We start from the raw sequence: 20,262 nt of genomic DNA on the forward strand, positions 1-20,262 counted from the left end.
AGGGTTGGGTGGGGGTTTAATGGCATCTCAATAGCGATTATTTCTGTCCGTAATACGCATCCGGACCGTGTTTGCGGCTGAAATGTTTTTGCAGCAGGTAATCATCCATCGGGGTTTGGCTGCGCCGGATTGAGCCGGTGATCCATGCCATTTTGGCGACTTCTTCCAGCACTACGGCGTTGTGAACCGCCTGCTCAGGCGTGGTTCCCCAGCAGAACGGGCCGTGCTGGGCGACGAGAATACCCGGCATATGCAGCGGGTCGGTGCCGCACAGCGCCCCGACAATCACTTTGCCGGTTTCCAGTTCATATTCCCCGTTCACTTCGTGTTGCGACAATGGTCGCGTACAAGGGATGGCGCCGGCAAAATAATCGGCGTGCGTGGTGCCGAGCGGCGGGATGGCAATACCAGCCTGCGCCCACGATGTCGCGTAAGTAGAATGGGTATGCACGATACCGCCAAGCTGCGGGAAACGGGCGTAAAGCTCAAGATGCGTGGCGGTGTCGGAGGACGGTTTGTAATGCCCTTCCACGACTTCACCTTGCAGGTTCACCACCACCATATCGCTGGCCTGCATTCTTTCGTATTCCACCCCGCTCGGCTTGATGACCACCAGCCCGCGCTCGCGGTCGATGCCGCTGACATTACCCCACGTAAAGGTCACCAGACCAAACGCGGGCAGCGCCATATTGGCCGCAAAAACAGATTGTTTCAGCGCGTCCGTCATGCTGTTTCCTCCATATTCAGCCCGGCTTTTTGCATTTTATCGACCACCCAGGCACGCGCATTACGCACTTCCTGCATCGGATCAGCAGCGGTTTCGCTCCACATTTCAATCAGATACGGCCCGCGATAACCGCTTTTTTGCAGCGTGGCAAAACAACGCTCAAACTCCACGACGCCGCTGCCGAATGGTACGTTTTTAAACACGCCGGGTTGCGTATCTTTAATGTGTACAGCGACGATATGTCCCGCGCCACTCGCCAGTTCCATCTGGACGTCATTGTCCCACGCCGACAAATTGCCGATGTCAGGATATAGCTGGAACCACGGATTATTCAGGTAGTGCGTGTAACCGAGCGCTTTACTGATCGAATTCATCAGCGGGTAATCCATGATTTCCATCGCCAGCGTTACCTGCGCACGGCTGGCCATTTCGACCGATTCCTGCAAACCGTCGCGAAAACGCTCGCGGGTATGGTCGTTGGCCTGCTGGTACCAGACGTCATAGCCGGCGAGCTGGATCACGCGGATACCCAAATCCTGCGCCAGTACGATGGCTTTGCGCATGATTTCCAGCCCGTGATTACGGGTTTCATCGTCTTCTGCACCCAGCGGAAACCGCCGGTGTGCGCTCAGGCACATCGACGGAATACGGATGCCGGTGCGCGAAATCGCGTCCACGATGTCCAGTCGCTGCTCGCGTGACCAGTCAAGCCGCGCCAGCCGGTTATCGGTTTCATCCACCGACATCTCAACGAAATCGAAGCCCAGTTCTTTCGCCATAATCAGACGCTTCAGCCAGTCTTCACCGGCAGGCAGCGCCTTTTCGTAGATCCCGAGCGGAACGGCTTTATGCATCATGCGAAGTTCCTTAGCCCCAGAGCTGGCGGATAGATTTTTTGAACTGACGCGCCGCATCAACCGGATCTTTGGCATCACGGATACTGCGTCCGGCAATGAAAACGTGCACCGGAATGTCTTTAAACAGCGGCAAATCTTCCAGCGCCAGACCGCCGGTGATGGTCACCTTGAAGCCCATGCCGGAAAGGCGTTTAATCGCCGTGATATCAGCATCGCTCCACGCCACACCGGCGGCCTGCGCGTCGCGGCTGCGGTGATAAACCACCTGCCGGATGCCCGCATCATGCCATTCCAGCGCCTGTTCCCAGGTCCAGAAACCGGTCAGCTCAATCTGCACGTCGCCGTTGAATTCTTTCGCCACATCCAGCGCACCTTTGGTGGTGTTGATGTCGGCGCAGCAAATCACCGTCACCCAGTCGGCGCTGGCTTCAAAACACATACGCGAGAGGATTTTTCCGGCATCAGCGATTTTCGCATCGGCCAGCACGATTTTATCCGGATACAGCGCTTTCAGATCACGTACCGCCCGCACGCCTTCTGCGACACATAAAATCGTGCCGACTTCGATAATGTCGACTTCGCTGGCGATCAGGCGCGTGGTTTTATAGGCGTCTGCCATTGACTGGTTATCCAGCGCCACCTGCAACATCGGTAATGACTGAGACATAATGAATTCCTTCTCTGCTAACGAATTAGTGAACCGCCATGGCGGAAGTCTGGTCGATCAAATCCAGCACCTGCTGCGCGGTGGTACAGGCGCGCAGGCGGTCAAAATTGGCTTCGTCATCAAACAGATTCACCACCTGCATGATGCCGATTTCCTGGTGCGCGTTGGAATCCACCGCGGCCAGCGTGATGAGGATATCTACCGGATCGTTATCCTCATGGTTAAACACCAGCGGCGTTTTCAGCGTCACCAGCGCAAAACCGGTCTTCAGCACTCCTTCTTCCGGACGACCATGCGGCATCGCCAGACCCGGCGCGATGACGAAATACGGCCCGAACTGTTGCACGCCATCCAGGATCGCCTGGTAATAACGCGGCTCAACCACACCGGCCTCCACCAGCATATCGACGCCAATTTTTACGGCGTCCTGCCAGGTTTCTGCTTCTGCGTTGAGGCGAATCGAGTTGTTTTCAGCCAGTGAATCTCGCAGTTTCATAAAACATTCCCTATTTTTTCAGCGACGATGGAAAGTGTGCGTTGATCACTTCCATCACTTTCGGGCCGAAATCGGCTGCCGACAGCATGTTGCGCACGCCGACAACGTATTTATTGCCGCTGACGGTGATTTCATCTGCCACGTGCGTGGAGGCGACAATAATGTCGGCGCCGTTCAGTTCTGATTTGTATTCCCCCACCGCGCAACTGTTCATGGTGTGATCCACCCCTTCCTGCGTCAGAAACTGACCGATTTTCATCTTCATGATCATCGAACTGCCCTGCCCGCAACCGCATACCGCCAGAATTCGTACTGTCATGGGAACCTCGTTGGTTTGTGAGAAGCCATTAGTGAGAAGTGGACTGATTAACTAACTGTTTTTCTGCATCTTCTTCGGCCCGTAAAGTACGGCCAGCGAAGAACATATATAGCAATGCGATCACCGCGATAACGCCCATAAAGGCCATGCCGAGGCTGAAGAAGCCCTGCATCATTGGCGGTGCCAGAATCGACCAGTCAGCCATCCCCATCCAGGCGCTCAGGCCGGTGAGTTTGATGGCCCAGACGCAGCCGAAGATTTCAATCATCCCCATCACCAGACAGATTTTCAGTGCCGCGCGCCAGCCGCCGAAGTGGTTGGCAAACACACCGATGGTGGCGTTGGAGAAGAACATCGGGATGAAACCGGGAATGATCATGATGGATGAGCCCATGCCAAACAGTATGGCGACGGCGATCAGCTGGCCGATGGTGCCCCACATAAAGCCCCATACCACGGCGTTCGGCGCAAAGCTGTAAATAGCCGCGCAGTCGATCGCCAGAACGGCACCGGGAATTAAACGCTGGGAGATGCCGTTAAAGGCTTCAGTCAGTTCAGCGACGAACATGCGCACGCCCTGAATGATGATAAAAATCGCCACCGCAAACATCAGACCGGTTTGCAGGATGTAAATCGTCCAGTGCGTTTTTCCGGCCATTTGTTGCAGGGTGTCGAGGCCGAAGGAGCAGAGAATAATGCCGAAGAACACGGTCATCACGATGGCGGTAGACACGATATTGTCGTGGAAAATATTCAGCCAGCCCGGAAGTTTCAGGTCTTCCACGCTCTCTTCTTTCTTGCCCAGATACGGCGCGATTTTGTAGGCAATCCACGAAGCAAACTGCTGCTGATGACCAATCGAGAACCCGCTGTTTTCAGTCACGGCCTGCGTCGGTTTGTACATCATGTTCGACGTAATGCCCCAGTACAGCGACACCAGAATTGCCGTGCACCAGATAGTGGTCCACATCGGATAACCCATGATAAAGAAGAACACCGCAATCAGCCCCGCCTGCTGGAACATGATGTGGCCGGTGAGCATGATGGTGCGAATGCCGGTAATACGGCGGAAGACCACCATCAGGATATTCAGTCCGAGCGCGATGAGTACCGCATAACCGACCCAGCTGTAGGCGTCACCCATGCGTTCGACCGTCGCCATCATCGATGCGTAAGTATCTGATATCGCTCCGTTGATGTGATAAACCTCTGAAAGTTTTGCCACCACCGGTTTGAAGGTGCCGGTCAGAATGCCGGACCCGGCCTGAAGCAACATAAAGCCGATAATGGTTTTGATCGTGCCCTTGATGATCACCGTCGCGCTCTTCCTGAGCAGGATGTAACCGAGCATGGTCACAATACCCAGCAGTAACGGCGCATTGGTCATTACCTGATTAAAAAATACGGTGAAGATGGTGTAGAGGAATTCCATAAGACTCTCCGTCTGACCTTGTTTGATCTTCCTGACGCTGCACAATGCGTAAGAAAGTGAGGGACAGATGCACTCTAATGCTCACATTGAATCAGATAAAGATTCACAATGATTATTTGTGAGCAGTCTCGCAAGATATCGTCCGGTGATTAATTTCTTTATAGCTTATAAAATAATATTAATTATATATTTCAAACATATGATTATCATTCCAGTCATTAATTTCATACTCAGTTTTTCTCAGACTGATTACCTCCCTCCCGGTTAAGTCAAACATCCTGTCATGAAAATCATTGTCACGCTGAGTTTTCGATGATAGCTTTCTCATAAAATAATCACATACAATCATTTAATGATTTATTATGACACTACCATTCAAAGCTAACTCAGATGAGGGAATACTATGAGCAAAGTAGAAACGATCAGCCGCGAATCCTGGATCCTCAGTACTTTTCCGGAATGGGGTACCTGGTTAAACGAAGAAATCGAGCAGGAAAAAGTCGCGCCGGGCACGTTTGCCATGTGGTGGCTGGGCTGTACGGGGATCTGGCTGAAATCTGAGGGCGGTGCGAATATCTGCGTCGATTTATGGTGCGGCGTCGGCAAGCAAAATCACAGCAGCCCGCTGATGAAAACCGGCCACCAGATGCAACGCATGGCTGGCGTGAAGAAGCTTCAGCCAAATCTGCGCACCACGCCGTTTGTGCTCGATCCCTTTGCTATCCGGGAGATCGACGCAGTATTATCCACCCACGATCATAACGACCATATCGATGTGAATGTCGCCGCTGCCGTCATGCAAAACTGCGCAGCTGACGTGCCGTTTATCGGCCCGCAAACCTGTGTGGATTTATGGATGAGCTGGGGCGTACCTGCCAGCCGCTGCATCGTGATGACGCCGGGCAAAGTGGTGCGGATTAAAGATGTGGAAATTCACGCACTGGATTCCTTCGACCGCACGGTGCTGATCACCCTGCCCGCCGGCCAGAAAGCCGCAGGCGTATTGCCGGATATGATGGATCAACGCGCGGTGAATTATCTGTTCAAAACGCCGGGCGGAAACCTGTATCACAGCGGCGATTCACACTATTCCAACTACTATGCCAAACACGGCAACGAGTATCAGATTGATGTGGCGCTCGGCTCTTATGGCGAGAACCCGCGCGGTGTGACCGATAAAATGACCAGTGTGGATATGCTGCGCATGGCGGAATCGCTGAACACCAAAGTCGTGATTCCGTTCCACCACGATATCTGGTCGAATTTCCAGGCCGATCCGCAGGAAATCCGCGTGCTGTGGGAGATGAAAAAGGATCGCCTGAAATACGGCTTCAAACCCTTTATCTGGCAGGTTGGCGGCAAATTCACGTATCCGGATGATAAGGATAATTTCGAATATCATTATCCGCGCGGATTCGAGGATTGCTTTACGACAGAAACGGATCTGCCTTTTAAATCCTTCCTCTAAGACATCCTCCGAACAAGCGGAGGCGAGATGCTCCGCTTGTTCATAAACAATGCATTTTGCAATTATGCTCGTTTATAATCATGGAATAATCATTTAACGATTTTGCGCGGAGCCACCATGACTGAGCCACAACGCCACAATGCCATTCTCGATCTCCTGCAACGTCAGGGGCAGATTTCGGTCGCAGATGTGATTGATCAATTTGATATCTCACCGGCCACGGCGCGTCGTGACATCACCAAGCTCAACGAACTGGGAAAATTGCGTAAAGTACGCAACGGCGCTGAAGCCGTAAATCAGCCGCGCCAGAACTGGACGCCGCTGAACATCCATCAGACACACAATCTCAACGAGAAAATGCGTATCGCCAAAGCGGCTGCCGCACTTTGCCAGCCGGGTGAAAGCGTGGTGATTAACTGCGGTTCAACGGCATTTTTGTTAGGCCGCGAAATGTGCGGGAAAGATATTCAGGTCATCACTAATTATCTGCCACTGGCCAATTATCTGATTGAGCAGGAGCATGACAGCGTGGTGATCATGGGCGGTCAGTACAATAAAAGTCAGTCTATTACGCTGGCACCCCAGGACGGCGACGCCAGCCTGTATGCCGGACACTGGATGTTCACCAGCGGCGCAGGACTAACGACTGACGGCCTGTATAAAACCGACATGCTGACGGCAATGGCTGAACAGAAGATGCTGAATTATGTCGGAAATCTGGCGGCACTGGTCGACAGCAGCAAAATCGGCCAGCGCGCGGGCATGCTGTTCAGCCGCACTGAGCAGATCGATGTGCTGATCACCGGTAAAGAAGCAGACAGTGAAATTATCGAACAATTACGTCAGAAAGGCGTGAAAGTCATTCTGGTTTAAGCATTACCCCTTCATTTCCTCTGGTCTTCGTCGTGCGATTATTGGGTAGAATGACGGCATATCCTTTTATGAGGCAAGACCAGAATGGAACAATTTGAAGCAATCAGCGTAGAACAAGCGCATTCCCGCCTGACATCAGGCGAAGCCGTGATGGTCGATATCCGTGACCCGCAAAGCTTTGGCGCAGCGCATGCACCGGGCGCTTATCACCTGAGTAATGACAGCCTGCCCGCCTTCATCCAGCAGGCTGACGCCAAAACGCCGGTATTGGTGATGTGCTACCACGGCATCAGCAGTCGTGGCGCCGCGCAATTTCTGATCTCTCAGGGTTTCGAATCGGTGTACAGCGTTGACGGCGGTTTCGAAGCCTGGTCAAAAACCTTCCCGCAAGATATCGAAGCCTGATCCCTCCCTTTATTTGCTTACGGCGCAAGCTATAGTCTTTATAACCAGGCTAACAAGTTTGCGCCGAAAATGTTCTTAAGTTGAAAAAGCTACCTTTCTCCAGTGTTGATATAATTTCCGCCTACTATCGACAGGATTTCAAGATGAAACATCTGAACACTTCACGTTCTTTAGGTATGCGTACGCTCGCCGTTCATGGCGGACAACAGCCCGATACCGTGACCGGCGCGATTGCTACGCCAATCACCGCCACGTCGGCATTCTCCTACCCGGATTTTGACAGCGGCGCACGTCGTTTCAGCGGTGAAGAACCGGGCTATATGTACAGCCGTTTCGCCAATCCGACCGTGACCGTTTTCGAACAAAAAATGGCGGCGCTCGAAGGCGCAGAAACAGCAGTGGCGAGTGCCAGTGGCATGGCTGCAATCAGCGCCACCCTGTTTGCCCTGCTGGCCCCCGGCGATGAAATTATTCATATCGGTACGCTGTATGGCGGCACTGAAGGCGTGGTGCGCAACCTTCTGCCGCGTTACGGAATCAAACCGGTTCACGTCGCGAATGTGAATGAGCTGGAAGCCGCATTCACCAAAAACACCAAAGTAGTACTGGTAGAAACGCCAGCCAATCCAGGGCTGGATATCGCCGATCTGGCTGAAATCGCCCGTCTGTCCAAAGCATCCAATGCGGTCAGTGTGGCGGATAACACCTTTGCCACGCCGTATCTGACACGTCCGTTGGAACTGGGTATAGATATCGTTTTGCACTCCGCAACCAAATATATCAGCGGTCATGGCGATGCGACCGGTGGCGTAGTGGCCGGTTCTGCGGCATTAATCACGCCAATCCGCACGTTGGGTCTGAAGCAGTTCGGCGGTAATCTGAGTCCGTTCGAAGCCAGCCTGCTGATCCGCGGCCTGAAGACCCTGCCTTTACGCGTAGAAGCCAGCTCGCTGAGTGCTCAGGCGGTGGCGGAATTCCTCGACGGACACAGCGCGGTGGAAACCGTATTTTATCCGGGTCTGAAACAGCATCCCGGTCACGACACCGCAGCCAAACAAATGAAGCTGTTTGGCGGGATTATGGCGATTGAGCTGAAGGGCGGACTGAATGCCGCGCGGACTTTCCTCGATAAACTGAGCATCATCACGCAGGCAGTTTCGCTCGGCGACACCGATTCGCTGGCGTGCCATCCGGCATCGACCACGCACAGCGCCGTCGCGCCGGAAATCCGCCGTCAGAGCGGTATCACTGACGGACTGGTGCGTATCAGTATTGGTATCGAAGACACCGACGACCTGATAGCGGACCTGCAACAGGCGCTGGAAGGGCTGTAAGTTCTCAAGATTTTCAGCACCGTCATCCGGCGGTGTTGCAAAAGACTTCGATCCCTATCACATCACTACAATTTTTCTGTTTCCGGTCATGACACCGCATTCGTAATTTCCCCTTCCCGCCCCGTCTGACGTTATAATCGACTTCCTTCACGCTGGCAGATAAGGTGTTGCCCTAAAATGACGGCAGCAAATCAAACAATTAGGGAAACCGTTTAACGCTATGGTGCGCATTCTAAATCTGAACAATCCCCGTCTCGCTCAGGCGTTTGTCGATTACATGGCAACGCTGGGTTTTACACTGACCATAAAACTTGAAAGTCAGGAAGTTCAGCTCTGGCTGGAGGACGAATCCCGTCTGGAAGAAGCCGAAAAACAGGTCGCGCTGTTTGTCCGCGACCCGCTGCACCCGCGTTATCAGGAAGCCAGCTGGAAAACCGGAAAAACGCAGCCGCATTTAAAAATGTCGCATACCCCATTTCTGAAAAGTCTGCGCAGCCGCGCGGGCCCGCTGACCATCGGCATGATCGTGTTATGCCTGGCGGTGTTTATCCTGCAACAAATGGTCGGTGACGAATTAGTCATGAGCTGGCTGGCGTGGCCGGACAGTTCGCGCGTCTTCCAGGTCTGGCGCTGGTTCACACCTGCCCTGATGAATTTCTCGTTTGTCGCGCTCCTGATCAACCTGGCCTGGTGGTGGTATCTGGCCAGCCAGATTGAAATGCATCTGGGCAGCGGAAAACTATTCACCGTCACATTAATTTCTGCGTTAATCAGCGGCTGGGGCCAGTCGATGGTCAGCGGCGTCTGGTTTGGCGGATTGTCGGGCGTGGTGTACGCGCTGATGGGTTACGCCTGGCTGACCGGGCAGCTGAAACCAGAAAGTCGTTTGTATGTTCCCGGCGGGTTGCTGGTCATTTCTCTGATCTTTATGTTCATCGGTTATGCCACAGGTGGCGCAGCCGTGGCTAATGCCGCACACGCCTTTGGCCTGGGTCTGGGTCTGGTGATGGCATTTGTTGATACGCGCTCACCGCGCAAAAAACGCAAGTAAGCAGGGGATTCGGGTGAAACAAACACAACGCCATGATGCGATTATCGATTTAGTTCGCCAGCAAGGTTATGTCAGTACTGAAGAGCTGGTGGAACATTTTGCAGTCAGCCCGCAAACTATTCGCCGTGATCTCAACGACCTGGCCGAACAGAATAAAATTCACCGCCACCACGGCGGTGCGGCACTACCTTCGAGCTCAGTGAATGCGGCATACAATGACCGTAAAGTGATGTGGTCAGAAGCGAAAGCGCGGATTGCCGCGCGCGTTGCCAGCCAGATCCCCGACGGTTCGACCTTATTTATCGATATTGGCACGACACCTGAAGCGGTGGCACATGCGTTGCTTAATCATAAAGACCTGCGCATCGTCACCAATAATCTGAATGTAGCCACGCTCTACAGCGCCAAAGACGATTGCCGTCTGTTCCTCGCAGGGGGTGAAGTCCGCGCGCGGGATGGCGGGATCATGGGCGAAGCAACGCTCGATTTCATCTCCCAGTTCCGCCTCGATTACGGCATTCTCGGCATCAGCGGCATTGATATGGATGGCTCTTTGCTCGAATTCGATTATCACGAAGCGCGAACCAAACGCGCGATTATCGAAAATTCTCGCTGCGTCATGCTGGTCACCGACCATTCAAAATTTGGCCGTAATGCTATGGTGAACCTCGGTAAAATGGATTTAATCCACTATATGTTTACCGACAAACAGCCGCCGGACAGCGTAAAACGTATCATCGAAAAATACGACGTTCATCTCGAGCTTTGCTGATTTTGCCTTTTTGAGGAGCGCGAAATCCGCGCTCCTGCTTTTCCTCCCCCCTTCGCCCTCTCCTTAAAACGAACAATTTCGAAAAATTCCACGCTTCATCGCGTTCGGTTTCGTTCCCTCTTTGCCGTTTTGCTCGAAACCGACACAGAAATGTTACCTTCATCACGCATAATTGTTTTTATTTGGTTAACGCTTGGCTTGTTTGTCGATTCTCGATTACAATCGTGAGCGAAAACGAACATAAAAGAGCTATTGCGAACATCTGGAGGAAGATGACGTGGAAACCAAAGACTTGATCGTAATTGGTGGCGGTATTAATGGTACCGGCATCGCAGTAGATGCAGCTGGCCGCGGGCTGTCTGTTCTGCTGCTTGAAGCGCAAGACTTGGCCTGCGCGACCTCTTCGGCCAGTTCGAAACTGATCCACGGTGGCCTGCGCTATCTGGAACACTACGAATTCCGTCTGGTTAGCGAAGCGCTGGCTGAACGCGAAGTGCTGTTGAAAATGGCACCGCATATTGCTTTCCCGATGCGTTTCCGTTTACCACATCAGCCGCATTTGCGCCCGGCCTGGATGATCCGCGCCGGTCTTTTCCTGTACGACCATCTGGGCAAACGCACCAGCCTGCCGGCCAGTAAAAGCCTGAAATTCGGCAGTGAATCCGTACTGAAATCCGAGCTGACCAAAGGTTTTGAATACTCTGACTGCTGGGTTGATGATGCGCGTTTAGTGGTCGTCAACGCACAGGAAGTGGAAGAGCGCGGCGGCGAAGTCCGTACCCGCACCCGCGTAACTCGGGCATGGCGCGAAGACGGCCTGTGGATGGTCGAAGCCGAAGATATCGACACCGGCAAAACCTACACCTGGCGGGCTAAAGGTCTGGTGAACGCTACCGGCCCGTGGGTGAAACATTTCTTCGATGACGGCCTGAAGCTGAAATCGCCATACGGTATTCGTCTGATCAAAGGCAGCCATATTGTGGTGCCACGTGCACACAATCAGCCACAGGCCTACATTCTGCAAAACGAAGATCACCGTATTGTGTTTGTGATCCCGTGGATGGATGAATTCTCGATCATCGGCACCACCGACGTGGAATATCACGGTGATCCGAAAGACGTGAAAATTGATGATAAAGAAATCGGTTATCTGCTGAAGGTCTACAATGACCACTTTAAGAAACAGCTGACCAACGAAGACATCGTCTGGACTTATTCCGGCGTACGTCCGCTGTGTGATGACGAATCGGATTCACCGCAGGCTGTGACCCGTGACTACACGCTCGACGTTCATGATCAGGACGGCAAAGCGCCGCTGCTTTCCGTATTTGGCGGCAAGCTGACTACCTATCGTAAACTGGCGGAACACGCGCTGGAAAAGCTGGTGAAGTACTACCCGAAAGCCGGTCCTGCGTGGACCAAAACTGCCGTGCTGCCTGGCGGTAAACTGAATGGCGACCGCGATACTTACAGCGCCAATCTGCGCACCCGCTTCAAATGGTTACCGGAATCGCTGGCACGTCGTTATGCGCGCACTTACGGCAGTCAGACGGAATTGTTCCTGAATGACGCGACCAGCCTGGAATCGCTGGGCGAAGATTTCGGTCATGGATTTTATGAGGCTGAACTGCGTTATCTGGTGGAAAAAGAGTGGGTTTCACAACTCGATGATGCCATCTGGCGCCGCACCAAACTCGGCATGTGGTTGGACAAAACCCAGCAACAACGTGTCGCCGAGTGGCTGGAAACACACAAACAGCAGAAGAAACATTTGTCGCTGGCGTCTTAAATTCTCTCAATTCCTGTCTAAATCCCTGACCTTTCCCGTCGGGGATTTTTTTATTTATCCCACTTCACTTTTTCTGCTTTCCTTCCGTTTGCGACATCCGTCACATCAAACGTTGATGTCTGCGCCTAATATCGCCCATCTTTTTGATTTTGTTGTATTTGTTTGGTTTATATGACAGTAAATACACTTCTTTCAAATCAATCATTCCACGGACGCTTCACTAAAAGGATTTAACTCATGACCGGATTTCCGGCAGCACGGCAGAAGGATATGACCGCCACTGGCGGCCCGATTGTTCAGGGCTCGCTCGGCGTAATGATTGGCGGCGGCGGACATCCGCCTGCAAATTCGGACTGATGAGCTGATTCTGAATGACAAGGGCGGGCGCAGCCTGCATTTTCATCTTCTCCCGCCCGGCCAGATTGCCTTTAGCAACAGCGAAAAACTGTGGCTGGCCTCCGTCAGCCTGAAGGCAGAAAACATCGCGCTGTGGGTCGACCTGCTGCCGGAAAGCGCCGAAATGGCCCTGCACCTGTTCTACTGCGACCATCTGGGGACGCCAGTCGGGCTGATTAATCACAAAAATGGCAAGATAGAATGGAGCGCGGACATCGACGTCTGGGGGAACGTACAAAGCTGCGATAACCCGCACAAACTCCGCCAGGCCATCCGCATGCAGGGCCAGCAATACGATGAAGAGTCGGGGCTGCATTACAACCGGCACCGCTATTATGACCCGGCGCAGGGGCGGTATATTACGCAGGATCCGATTGGGTTGAGAGGGGGATGGAATGGGTATGCTTATGCGTTAGATCCCATTCTCACAACAGATCCTACAGGACTCAAAACTTGCTCAGGCAGCGCTCGCGTTTTACTCGGAAACTCAAGATTAATTGGCAAAGGAGGGGGTTACAATACGGAACCCACTAATCCAGACCTTTACAACGTAACCATAGACTCGGTCGCAATTATTCCCTCACAATGGGGATTGAAAAACAAAAAAGAAAGCCGAAAAGTCATCAATAACATCAGTGGGAAAATAGCTAATGGTACGACATTTAGTTGTGTGCGTGACATTGTTGATGATCTTAATTTGCGCAAAAAGGGTATAAACCCACAAAAAAAACTGATGGATAAATATCCTGGAAAGCTAATTTTGGAATTGCCAGGTGCGTCAGGTGATTTAGGCATACAAGATGTTGACATAATAGTCCCTGAGGGCATGGATTGTCCGGAAGGTACAAAATGAAAGCATATTCAGCAATCTGGTATTTGTTATTTTTTTTAACTTTACCTGCAGCAGCAAATTATACTGGCATCATACCCATTCACAAACATGCTGAAATAACGTCAGAAAACACTTCTCTTGAATTTTACCTATCATCTAAAGAAAGAGTTAAAGCATACAAATTTGTTTGTCAGGATGGCGATTATTACAATGAAGAAACTTACGGTAATTTTTCAGGTTTTTATCAATGCAAACTCTTTGAAATCCTAAAAAATGGCCATTTGGGTGCTGATATACTAGGCCCCGATAGAAGTTGGCGATCATCTGTAACGCGTGCTCGTTTTAATATGTCGTCGATTATTGGAGGGTGTAAAAACCATTCTGAATATGGACACGAAAGAATTTTTTTAGTTCAGGGAATGAAAATTATTATTAATATTCACGATCTCAAGCCAACTAATAGAATGGCAGAAGTTTTCGAAAAATACAGCTTCAGCATAGATGTGAATATAAATAACCATCGTTCATCCCAATCGGAATTTTCAGGGTATGAAAAAGAGGAATGTACAGCTGAATACGAAAAGATTGATCCCTCCGGGCACTATATTGATAAAGTTAAAATAAATTGATATCGCTCTTATTCTCTACTTAGTTTATGACACAGGCACCAGTTCCAGCACTGGATCAGTTCTACTGCGACCATCTGGGGACGCCAATCGGGCTGATTAATCACAAAAATGGCAAGATAGAATGGAGCGCGGACATCGACGTCTGGGGGAACGTACAAAGCTGCGATAACCCGCACAAACTCCGCCAGGCCATCCGCATGCAGGGCCAGCAATACGATGAAGAGTCGGGGCTGCATTACAACCGGCACCGCTATTATGACCCGGCGCAGGGGCGGTATATTACTCAGGATCCGATTGGGTTGAGAGGGGGTTGGAATGGGTATCAATATACCGATAATCCAGTAAAACAGGTTGATCCCCTCGGATTGAGTTGGTCGTCAATGGGGAGTATGACAAATCAAGCTGGCGTGAAAGACGCTGCAAATGCTGCACAACAGCAGATTTTAGAGTCTTGGTATATCAATGCAGGATCTTATGCCATATTGAATGAGACTTATAATGATATGAAAAGACCAGGACTAGGTAAATTTTCCGCCGGAGGCCAATGATATAATTTTTTTTATAAACGTGGAATTAAACACTTTCTACATATCTTTCTATCTTAAAGAAAATGACTCGCGAAAATTTATGAATGGATTAAAGACAAGAGTAAATAGTGAAGGTCTTAATTTACTAAAGAGTAAATATTTTGACGCAAATTTAGCATGGTGCAAATTAGATAAGATCCCTGAGCAAGGGCCCGAAGAGTATATTTTCATTACAGGAAAAGGAAAAGATAATAACACATACTATATGACATCAGTTTCCTATTCAGAAAAAGGTGATGCTCAAATACTGCGGGAAAACTGGTTAAAATATTGCACCGAATGACTATTATCCCCAGCAACTGGCCGGGGATAATAGTCATTATATCCTTCACAATACCACTACAACTTCACCGGCTTAATGTTCCAGATCTCATCGGCGTATTCCTGAATGGTACGATCCGAGGAGAAATAGCCCATGTTGGCGATGTTATGCAATGTGCGGCGCGTCCACTCTTCCGGCAGTTTATACAGCTCATCGACTTTATCCTGCGTATCGACATAACTGCGGTAATCCGCCAGCACCTGATAATGATCGCCGAGATTGACCAGCGTATCGAACAGGTTGGTATAACGCTTCGGCTCGGTCGGGCTGAAGACGCCCGTAGCGATTTGCGTCAGCACCTGATGCAGCTCGGCGTCCTGATCGAAGTAGGTATGAGGGTTGTAACCTTTCCGGCGCAATTCTTCGACCTGCGGCGTGGTGTTGCCGAAGATAAAAATATTTTCCTCACCGACGTGCTCGAGCATTTCGACGTTTGCACCGTCCAGCGTGCCGATAGTCAGCGCACCATTCAGGGCAAATTTCATGTTACTGGTGCCGGAAGCTTCGGTACCCGCCAGGGAGATCTGCTCAGAAAGATCGGCCGCCGGAATGATCAGCTGCGCCAGACTGACGCTGTAGTTTGGAATGAAGACGATCTTCAGTTTGTTGCCGATACGCGGATCACTGTTGATCACCGTCGCCACGTCGTTGATCAGCCGGATAATTTGCTTGGCGGCGTAATATGCCGATGCGGCTTTACCGGCGAAAATCACCGTACGGGGTACCCACTCGGCGTCCGGTTCTTCCAGAATACGGTTATATCGGGTGATGACGTGCAGTACGTTCATCAGCTGACGTTTGTATTCGTGGATGCGCTTAATCTGCACGTCGAACAGGCTTTTCGGATCCACCACAATGTTGAGCTTCTGGGCGATATACAGCGCCAGCCGCTTTTTGTTGTCCAGTTTTGCCTTTCGGATTGCCTGCAGGAAACTCAGGTAATCCAGATTCTGTTTCAGTTCCGCCAGCTGGCTGAGGTCTGAACGCCAGGTCTGGCCGATTGCATCGTCAATCACTGCCGATAACGGTTTGTTGGCCAGCGCCAGCCAGCGACGCGGCGTTACGCCGTTGGTTTTATTGCAGAAACGGTCCGGATAAATGCGGGCAAAATCGGCAAACAGCGACTGCACCATCAGTTCGGAATGCAGCTCGGAGACGCCGTTGACTTTATGGCTGGCGATGACCGCAAGCCATGCCATGCGTACCTTGCGGCCATTCCCTTCATCGATGATCGAAACACGCGACAGCAGGCCGTTATCGTTGGGGATTATCTCCGCCACTTCTTTGAGGAAGTGATCGTTTATCTGGAAAATAATCTCCAGATGACGTGGCAGAATTTTGCCGATCATATCCACCGGCCAGGTTTCCAGCGCCTCACTCATCAGGGTATGGTTGGTATAAGAGAACACCCGACAAACGGTTTCCCACGCATCTTTCCATTCGAATTTATGCTCGTCGATAAGCAGACGCATCAGCTCAGGAATCGACAACACCGGGTGCGTATCGTTAAGGTGAATCGCAATCTTGTCGGCCAGATTGTCGTAGGTATGGTGCGTTGTGTAATGGCGGTTGAGGATGTCCTGCACGGTCGCCGACACCAGGAAATACTCCTGACGCAGGCGCAGCTCACGGCCTGAGTAAGTTGAATCATCGGGATACAGAACGCGCGACACGTTTTCGGAATGGTTTTTATCTTCCACCGCCGCGAAGTAATCGCCCTGATTAAATTTACCCAAATTGATTTCATTACTGGCCTGCGCGCCCCACAAGCGCAGCGTGTTGGTGGCGTCAGTGTCGTAGCCGGGGATCACCTGGTCATAGGCGCAGGCGATAACTTCTTCGGTCTCCAGCCAGCGGGTTTTAAGGCCTTCATGCTGCACACGACCGCCAAAACGCACTTTATAACGGGTGTTGTAGCGCTGGAATTCCCACGGATTACCGTATTCCAGCCAGTAATCCGGCGCTTCTTTTTGTTCACCATTGATGATGCTTTGCGCGAACATGCCGTATTCGTAACGGATCCCGTAACCGCGTCCGGGCAACGCCAGCGTAGCCAGTGAATCGAGGAAACACGCCGCCAGCCTTCCGAGGCCGCCATTGCCTAAACCGGGGTCATTTTCTTCGCCGATCAGTTCTTCGAGATCAAAGCCCATCTCATCGAGCGCGCTTTTCAGGTCGTCGTAAATGCCCATCGCCAGTAGCGCATTGGAAAGCGTCCGGCCAATCAGAAATTCCATCGACAAATAATAAACCTGCCGCACGTCCTGTGAGGTCTGCGCACGGTTGGATCGCAGCCAGCGTTCCACCATACGATCGCGCACCGCAAACAAGGTGGCGTTCAGCCAGTCATGTTGTGTCGCAATGGACGGATCTTTGCCGATAATAAACATCAGCTTATAAGCAATAGAATGCTTTAGCGCTTCGACACTGACTGTCGGTGAGTTGTAATTAAACGGTGAAGTCATAACGTTACATTCCCGATCAAGTTAGCTACGTTCAGGGGGTCAGGACATCAGGCGGTTATACAGGGTGAGATATTCCTGTGCAGCCACCTTCCAGCCAAAATCAATACCCATGGCGTGTTGTTGTACGTGTCGCCAGTGCTTAGGACGGCTCCACAAAACAAAGGCGCGACGGATCGCATTACCCAGCGATTTCCCCGTTGCTTCTTCAAAGACAAAACCACTGGCAGTGCCGTCGGCCAGATTTTCCAGCGCACAATCGACCACCGTGTCGGCCAGTCCGCCAGTACGACGCACCAGCGGTAACGTGCCGTATTTCAGTCCGTAAAGCTGGGTTAATCCGCACGGTTCGAAACGGCTCGGCACCATGATGACGTCCGCACCGCCGATAATGCGGTGGGAAAACGCTTCGTGATAACCGAGCTGCACGCCGACCTGCCCCGGATTGTCTGCCGCTGCCGCCAGGAAGGCCTGTTGCAGCACGGCATCACCTGCGCCCAGTAAAGCCAGCTGGCCGCCGCGCTCGAGTAAATCAGGTAACGCTTCAAGCACCAGATCCAGCCCTTTCTGGCTGGTCAGGCGGCTGACGACCGCAAAAACCAGACGAGAGTCATCCACATCCAGCCCCATCGCACGTTGCAGATAGGCCTTGTTGACGGCTTTCGAGCGTAAATCATCGGCGTCATAACGCGCCGAAAGCAGCACGTCATCGCGTGGCTGCCAGATAGCTTCATCGACGCCGTTAAGAATACCGGTCAGCCGCCCCTGCATTTCCCGCTCCAGCAGCAGCGATTCCATGCCGTAACCAAACTCCGGACGGGTGATTTCTTTGGCGTATGTCGGGCTGACCGTGGTGACGTGATCAGAGTAGAACAGACCGGCTTTCAGGAAAGATATCTGGCCGTAGAATTCCAGTCCGTGCATCTGGAAAAACTCGCGCGGGATATAAAGCTCATCGAGATGATGCGCGCCAAACAGCCCCTGGAACGCCAGATTATGTACCGTGAAAACGGTACGAACCGGCGCGTTACGGGCGCGGATATAGGCTGAACACAACCCGGCGTGCCAGTCATGAGAATGGACAATATCGGGTTTCCAGTGCGGATCGAAATTCAGCGCCAGTTCGCAGGCCATCCAGCTCAGCAAGGCAAAGCGCAGATGGTTATCCGGATAGGCAAAAGACGATTGGTCATGATATGGGCTGCCGGGGCGGTCATATAAACCGGGCACATCAATAAGATAAATGCCCACACCATCAAAGTAGCCCAGTGAAAGGGTGACATGCCCCGCAAAGGTCGCCAGCGTACCAATCACCTGCGTTTCCCCCAGTCCTTTTTTGACATCAGGGAAAGCCGGAATGAGTACGCGGACGTCCGCGCCCTCCGCAATCTGAGCGGCGGGTAATGCGCCGGCGACGTCAGCAAGGCCGCCCGTTTTTAACAGCGGAAACAGCTCGGAACAAACATGTAAAACCTGCATTCGCGCTCCTGATTATCCCGGTCATCCCGGCAATAACCGGGATGACGAAAAGTCGTGCTTTCTAACATCTGTTTATAGTTTCGCCAGCATCGCGCGCGTGACCAGCACCACGCCCCCTTCGGAACGGTAGAACCGGCGGCTGTCTTCATCCGCATTCTCGCCAATCACCATGCCTTCGGGGATCTGACAGGCGCGGTCGATGACGCATTTACGTAAGCGGCATGAACGCCCCACGTTCACATCCGGCAAAATAATCGTCGAATCAATGTTGCAGAAAGAGTTAACGCGTACCCGCGGGAACAAGACGGAATGCACCACCACGGAACCGGAGACGATAACGCCGCCCGCCACCAGCGAGTTCATGGTCATGCCGTGGCTCCCCGAGCGATCCTGCACAAATTTGGCCGGTGGCAATGGCTCCATGTGCGTGCGGATCGGCCAGTCGCGGTCGTACATATCCAGCTCCGGCGTGACCGACGCCAGATCCAGATTCGCGCGCCAGTAGGCGTCGAGCGTACCGACATCACGCCAATACGGCGGCGCATCATCGTTTTGCGTCACGCAGGAAAGTCCGAACGGATGCGCGCGGGCAACGCCCTGCCGGGTCAGTTTCGGGATCAGGTCTTTGCCGAAATCATGACTGGATTCCTCACTCGCCATGTCTTCTTCGAGCATACGAAACAGATAGTCCGCATTAAAAATGTAGATGCCCATGCTCGCCAGCGCCATATCGGGATTGCCGGGCATCGGCGGCGGGTCTTTCGGTTTTTCGACAAAACTGGTGATGTGGTAATCCTCAGTCACACCGATAACCCCAAACTCACTGGCCTCAGCGCGCGGCACTTCCAGGCAGGCGACGGTACATTCACCGCCCTTCTGCACGTGGTCGATCAGCATCCGCGAGTAGTCCATTTTGTAAATATGGTCACCCGCCAGGATCACTACAAATTCGGCATCGTAACGGCGGATGATATCCAGATTCTGATAGACCGCATCGGCGGTGCCTTTGTACCAGTGCTCGGTGCTGTGGCGCTGCTGCGCCGGAAGTAAATCCACGAACTCGTTCATTTCTTCGTTGAGGAAAGACCAGCCGCGCTGGATATGTTGAACCAGTGTATGGGACTGATATTGCGTGATCACACCGATGCGGCGAATGCCGGAGTTCAGGCAATTCGACAGGGCGAAATCAATGATGCGGAACTTCCCGCCAAAGTGAACGGCTGGCTTGGCACGGGTTGCGGTTAAATCTTTCAGCCTCGAACCACGTCCCCCGGCAAGGATCAATGCCACGGATTTCAGCGGCAACTGTCGTGCCAGCATGACCGGGTCCCGGTTGTCTAATGTCGCCATATCTGACTCCTTCGT

Annotated in this window: 18 protein-coding genes and 2 pseudogenes; 11 read left to right on the top strand and 9 right to left on the bottom strand. The window is 52.2% G+C overall.

Annotated features, from left to right (window positions below):
* Positions 1-37 precede the first annotated feature (37 nt).
* From D5398_RS11225 to ulaA, 6 genes are read right to left on the bottom strand one after another with little or no spacing between them, the layout of a single operon-like run.
* Positions 38-727 carry an L-ribulose-5-phosphate 4-epimerase gene (locus D5398_RS11225; RefSeq protein ID WP_120507714.1) on the bottom strand — a complete coding sequence of 230 codons (690 nt, stop codon included), beginning with the start codon at positions 725-727 and terminating at the stop codon, positions 38-40.
* Positions 724-1,584, bottom strand: a complete 861-nt coding sequence (locus D5398_RS11230) for an L-ribulose-5-phosphate 3-epimerase (protein ID WP_120507715.1) — start codon at positions 1,582-1,584, stop codon at positions 724-726. Before D5398_RS11230 ends, D5398_RS11225 begins: the two co-directional genes overlap by 4 nt.
* A 10-nt stretch (positions 1,585-1,594) precedes the next feature.
* Positions 1,595-2,251 (bottom strand): 3-keto-L-gulonate-6-phosphate decarboxylase UlaD, encoded by a 657-nt coding sequence (locus D5398_RS11235; protein WP_120507716.1) that lies wholly within the window; start codon positions 2,249-2,251, stop codon positions 1,595-1,597.
* 25 nt (positions 2,252-2,276) lie between these two features.
* A complete protein-coding gene (gene ulaC / locus D5398_RS11240) occupies positions 2,277-2,747 on the bottom strand; it encodes a PTS ascorbate transporter subunit IIA (RefSeq protein WP_120507717.1) in 471 nt (156 codons plus the stop codon).
* A 10-nt stretch (positions 2,748-2,757) separates the two neighbouring features.
* Complete coding sequence (gene ulaB, locus D5398_RS11245; RefSeq protein ID WP_120507718.1) at positions 2,758-3,066, bottom strand: PTS ascorbate transporter subunit IIB; 309 nt, start codon at positions 3,064-3,066, stop codon at positions 2,758-2,760.
* A gap of 28 nt (positions 3,067-3,094) precedes the next feature.
* A complete protein-coding gene (gene ulaA, locus D5398_RS11250) occupies positions 3,095-4,498 on the bottom strand; it encodes a PTS ascorbate transporter subunit IIC (RefSeq protein ID WP_120507719.1) in 1,404 nt (467 codons plus the stop codon).
* 403 nt (positions 4,499-4,901) lie between these two features.
* On the opposite strand from ulaA, the gene ulaG reads away from it, so the two are divergent.
* From ulaG to D5398_RS25450, 11 genes and pseudogenes are all read left to right on the top strand, one after another.
* Positions 4,902-5,966: an L-ascorbate 6-phosphate lactonase gene (gene ulaG / locus D5398_RS11255; RefSeq protein ID WP_120507720.1), complete on the top strand. Its 1,065-nt coding sequence runs from the start codon at positions 4,902-4,904 to the stop codon at positions 5,964-5,966.
* Positions 5,967-6,083: 117 nt separating this feature from the next.
* Complete coding sequence (gene ulaR, locus D5398_RS11260; protein ID WP_120507721.1) at positions 6,084-6,839, top strand: HTH-type transcriptional regulator UlaR; 756 nt, start codon at positions 6,084-6,086, stop codon at positions 6,837-6,839.
* A gap of 84 nt (positions 6,840-6,923) precedes the next feature.
* A complete protein-coding gene (glpE, locus tag D5398_RS11265) occupies positions 6,924-7,244 on the top strand; it encodes a thiosulfate sulfurtransferase GlpE (protein ID WP_120507722.1) in 321 nt (106 codons plus the stop codon).
* Between the two features lie 143 nt (positions 7,245-7,387).
* On the top strand, positions 7,388-8,578 hold the full coding sequence (locus tag D5398_RS11270) for a trans-sulfuration enzyme family protein (RefSeq protein ID WP_120507723.1): 1,191 nt from the start codon (positions 7,388-7,390) through the stop codon (positions 8,576-8,578).
* Positions 8,579-8,798: 220 nt separating this feature from the next.
* Positions 8,799-9,629, top strand: coding sequence for a rhomboid family intramembrane serine protease GlpG (gene glpG, locus D5398_RS11275; protein WP_120507724.1), 831 nt, complete (start codon positions 8,799-8,801; stop codon positions 9,627-9,629).
* A 13-nt stretch (positions 9,630-9,642) separates the two neighbouring features.
* The gene (locus D5398_RS11280) at positions 9,643-10,401 is read left to right on the top strand and encodes a DeoR/GlpR family transcriptional regulator (protein WP_120132894.1); all 759 of its coding nucleotides are present in this window, start codon (positions 9,643-9,645) and stop codon (positions 10,399-10,401) included.
* Positions 10,402-10,678: 277 nt separating this feature from the next.
* Entirely contained in the window at positions 10,679-12,190 is a 1,512-nt protein-coding gene (gene glpD / locus D5398_RS11285; protein WP_120507725.1) for a glycerol-3-phosphate dehydrogenase, read from the top strand.
* Positions 12,191-12,716: 526 nt separating this feature from the next.
* A pseudogene (locus tag D5398_RS25895) lies at positions 12,717-13,034 on the top strand (RHS repeat-associated core domain-containing protein); the annotation flags it as partial.
* A gap of 401 nt (positions 13,035-13,435) precedes the next feature.
* The gene (locus D5398_RS11300; protein WP_120507726.1) at positions 13,436-14,047 is read left to right on the top strand and encodes a hypothetical protein; all 612 of its coding nucleotides are present in this window, start codon (positions 13,436-13,438) and stop codon (positions 14,045-14,047) included.
* A gap of 38 nt (positions 14,048-14,085) precedes the next feature.
* Positions 14,086-14,595: pseudogene (locus tag D5398_RS11305) on the top strand (RHS repeat-associated core domain-containing protein); the annotation flags it as partial.
* A 79-nt stretch (positions 14,596-14,674) separates the two neighbouring features.
* On the top strand, positions 14,675-14,917 hold the full coding sequence (locus D5398_RS25450; RefSeq protein WP_162940753.1) for a hypothetical protein: 243 nt from the start codon (positions 14,675-14,677) through the stop codon (positions 14,915-14,917).
* Positions 14,918-14,973: 56 nt separating this feature from the next.
* Here D5398_RS25450 and glgP read toward each other — a convergent pair whose 3' ends face one another.
* The 3 genes from glgP to glgC form a co-directional block, all read right to left on the bottom strand.
* Entirely contained in the window at positions 14,974-17,421 is a 2,448-nt protein-coding gene (glgP, locus tag D5398_RS11310) for a glycogen phosphorylase (RefSeq protein ID WP_120507728.1), read from the bottom strand.
* Between the two features lie 39 nt (positions 17,422-17,460).
* Positions 17,461-18,897, bottom strand: coding sequence for a glycogen synthase GlgA (glgA, locus tag D5398_RS11315; RefSeq protein ID WP_120507729.1), 1,437 nt, complete (start codon positions 18,895-18,897; stop codon positions 17,461-17,463).
* A 72-nt stretch (positions 18,898-18,969) separates the two neighbouring features.
* Positions 18,970-20,247 (bottom strand): glucose-1-phosphate adenylyltransferase, encoded by a 1,278-nt coding sequence (gene glgC, locus D5398_RS11320; protein WP_120507730.1) that lies wholly within the window; start codon positions 20,245-20,247, stop codon positions 18,970-18,972.
* Positions 20,248-20,262: the final 15 nt, after the last annotated feature.

Origin of the sequence: Rahnella bruchi, assembly GCF_003614975.1 — a bacterium.
GTDB classification, from domain to species: domain Bacteria; phylum Pseudomonadota; class Gammaproteobacteria; order Enterobacterales; family Enterobacteriaceae; genus Rahnella; species Rahnella bruchi.

Excerpts from the sequence above, each read along its gene's own strand:
- D5398_RS11225 (WP_120507714.1), bottom strand. The coding sequence starts at position 727 with ATGACGGACGCGCTGAAACAATCTGTTTTTGCGGCCAATATGGCGCTG.
- D5398_RS11230 (WP_120507715.1), bottom strand. The coding sequence starts at position 1,584 with ATGATGCATAAAGCCGTTCCGCTCGGGATCTACGAAAAGGCGCTGCCT.
- D5398_RS11235 (WP_120507716.1), bottom strand. The coding sequence starts at position 2,251 with ATGTCTCAGTCATTACCGATGTTGCAGGTGGCGCTGGATAACCAGTCA.
- ulaC (WP_120507717.1), bottom strand. The coding sequence starts at position 2,747 with ATGAAACTGCGAGATTCACTGGCTGAAAACAACTCGATTCGCCTCAAC.
- ulaB (WP_120507718.1), bottom strand. The coding sequence starts at position 3,066 with ATGACAGTACGAATTCTGGCGGTATGCGGTTGCGGGCAGGGCAGTTCG.
- ulaA (WP_120507719.1), bottom strand. The coding sequence starts at position 4,498 with ATGGAATTCCTCTACACCATCTTCACCGTATTTTTTAATCAGGTAATG.
- ulaG (WP_120507720.1), top strand. The coding sequence starts at position 4,902 with ATGAGCAAAGTAGAAACGATCAGCCGCGAATCCTGGATCCTCAGTACT.
- ulaR (WP_120507721.1), top strand. The coding sequence starts at position 6,084 with ATGACTGAGCCACAACGCCACAATGCCATTCTCGATCTCCTGCAACGT.
- glpE (WP_120507722.1), top strand. The coding sequence starts at position 6,924 with ATGGAACAATTTGAAGCAATCAGCGTAGAACAAGCGCATTCCCGCCTG.
- D5398_RS11270 (WP_120507723.1), top strand. The coding sequence starts at position 7,388 with ATGAAACATCTGAACACTTCACGTTCTTTAGGTATGCGTACGCTCGCC.
- glpG (WP_120507724.1), top strand. The coding sequence starts at position 8,799 with ATGGTGCGCATTCTAAATCTGAACAATCCCCGTCTCGCTCAGGCGTTT.
- D5398_RS11300 (WP_120507726.1), top strand. The coding sequence starts at position 13,436 with ATGAAAGCATATTCAGCAATCTGGTATTTGTTATTTTTTTTAACTTTA.
- D5398_RS25450 (WP_162940753.1), top strand. The coding sequence starts at position 14,675 with ATGAATGGATTAAAGACAAGAGTAAATAGTGAAGGTCTTAATTTACTA.
- glgP (WP_120507728.1), bottom strand. The coding sequence starts at position 17,421 with ATGACTTCACCGTTTAATTACAACTCACCGACAGTCAGTGTCGAAGCG.
- glgA (WP_120507729.1), bottom strand. The coding sequence starts at position 18,897 with ATGCAGGTTTTACATGTTTGTTCCGAGCTGTTTCCGCTGTTAAAAACG.
- glgC (WP_120507730.1), bottom strand. The coding sequence starts at position 20,247 with ATGGCGACATTAGACAACCGGGACCCGGTCATGCTGGCACGACAGTTG.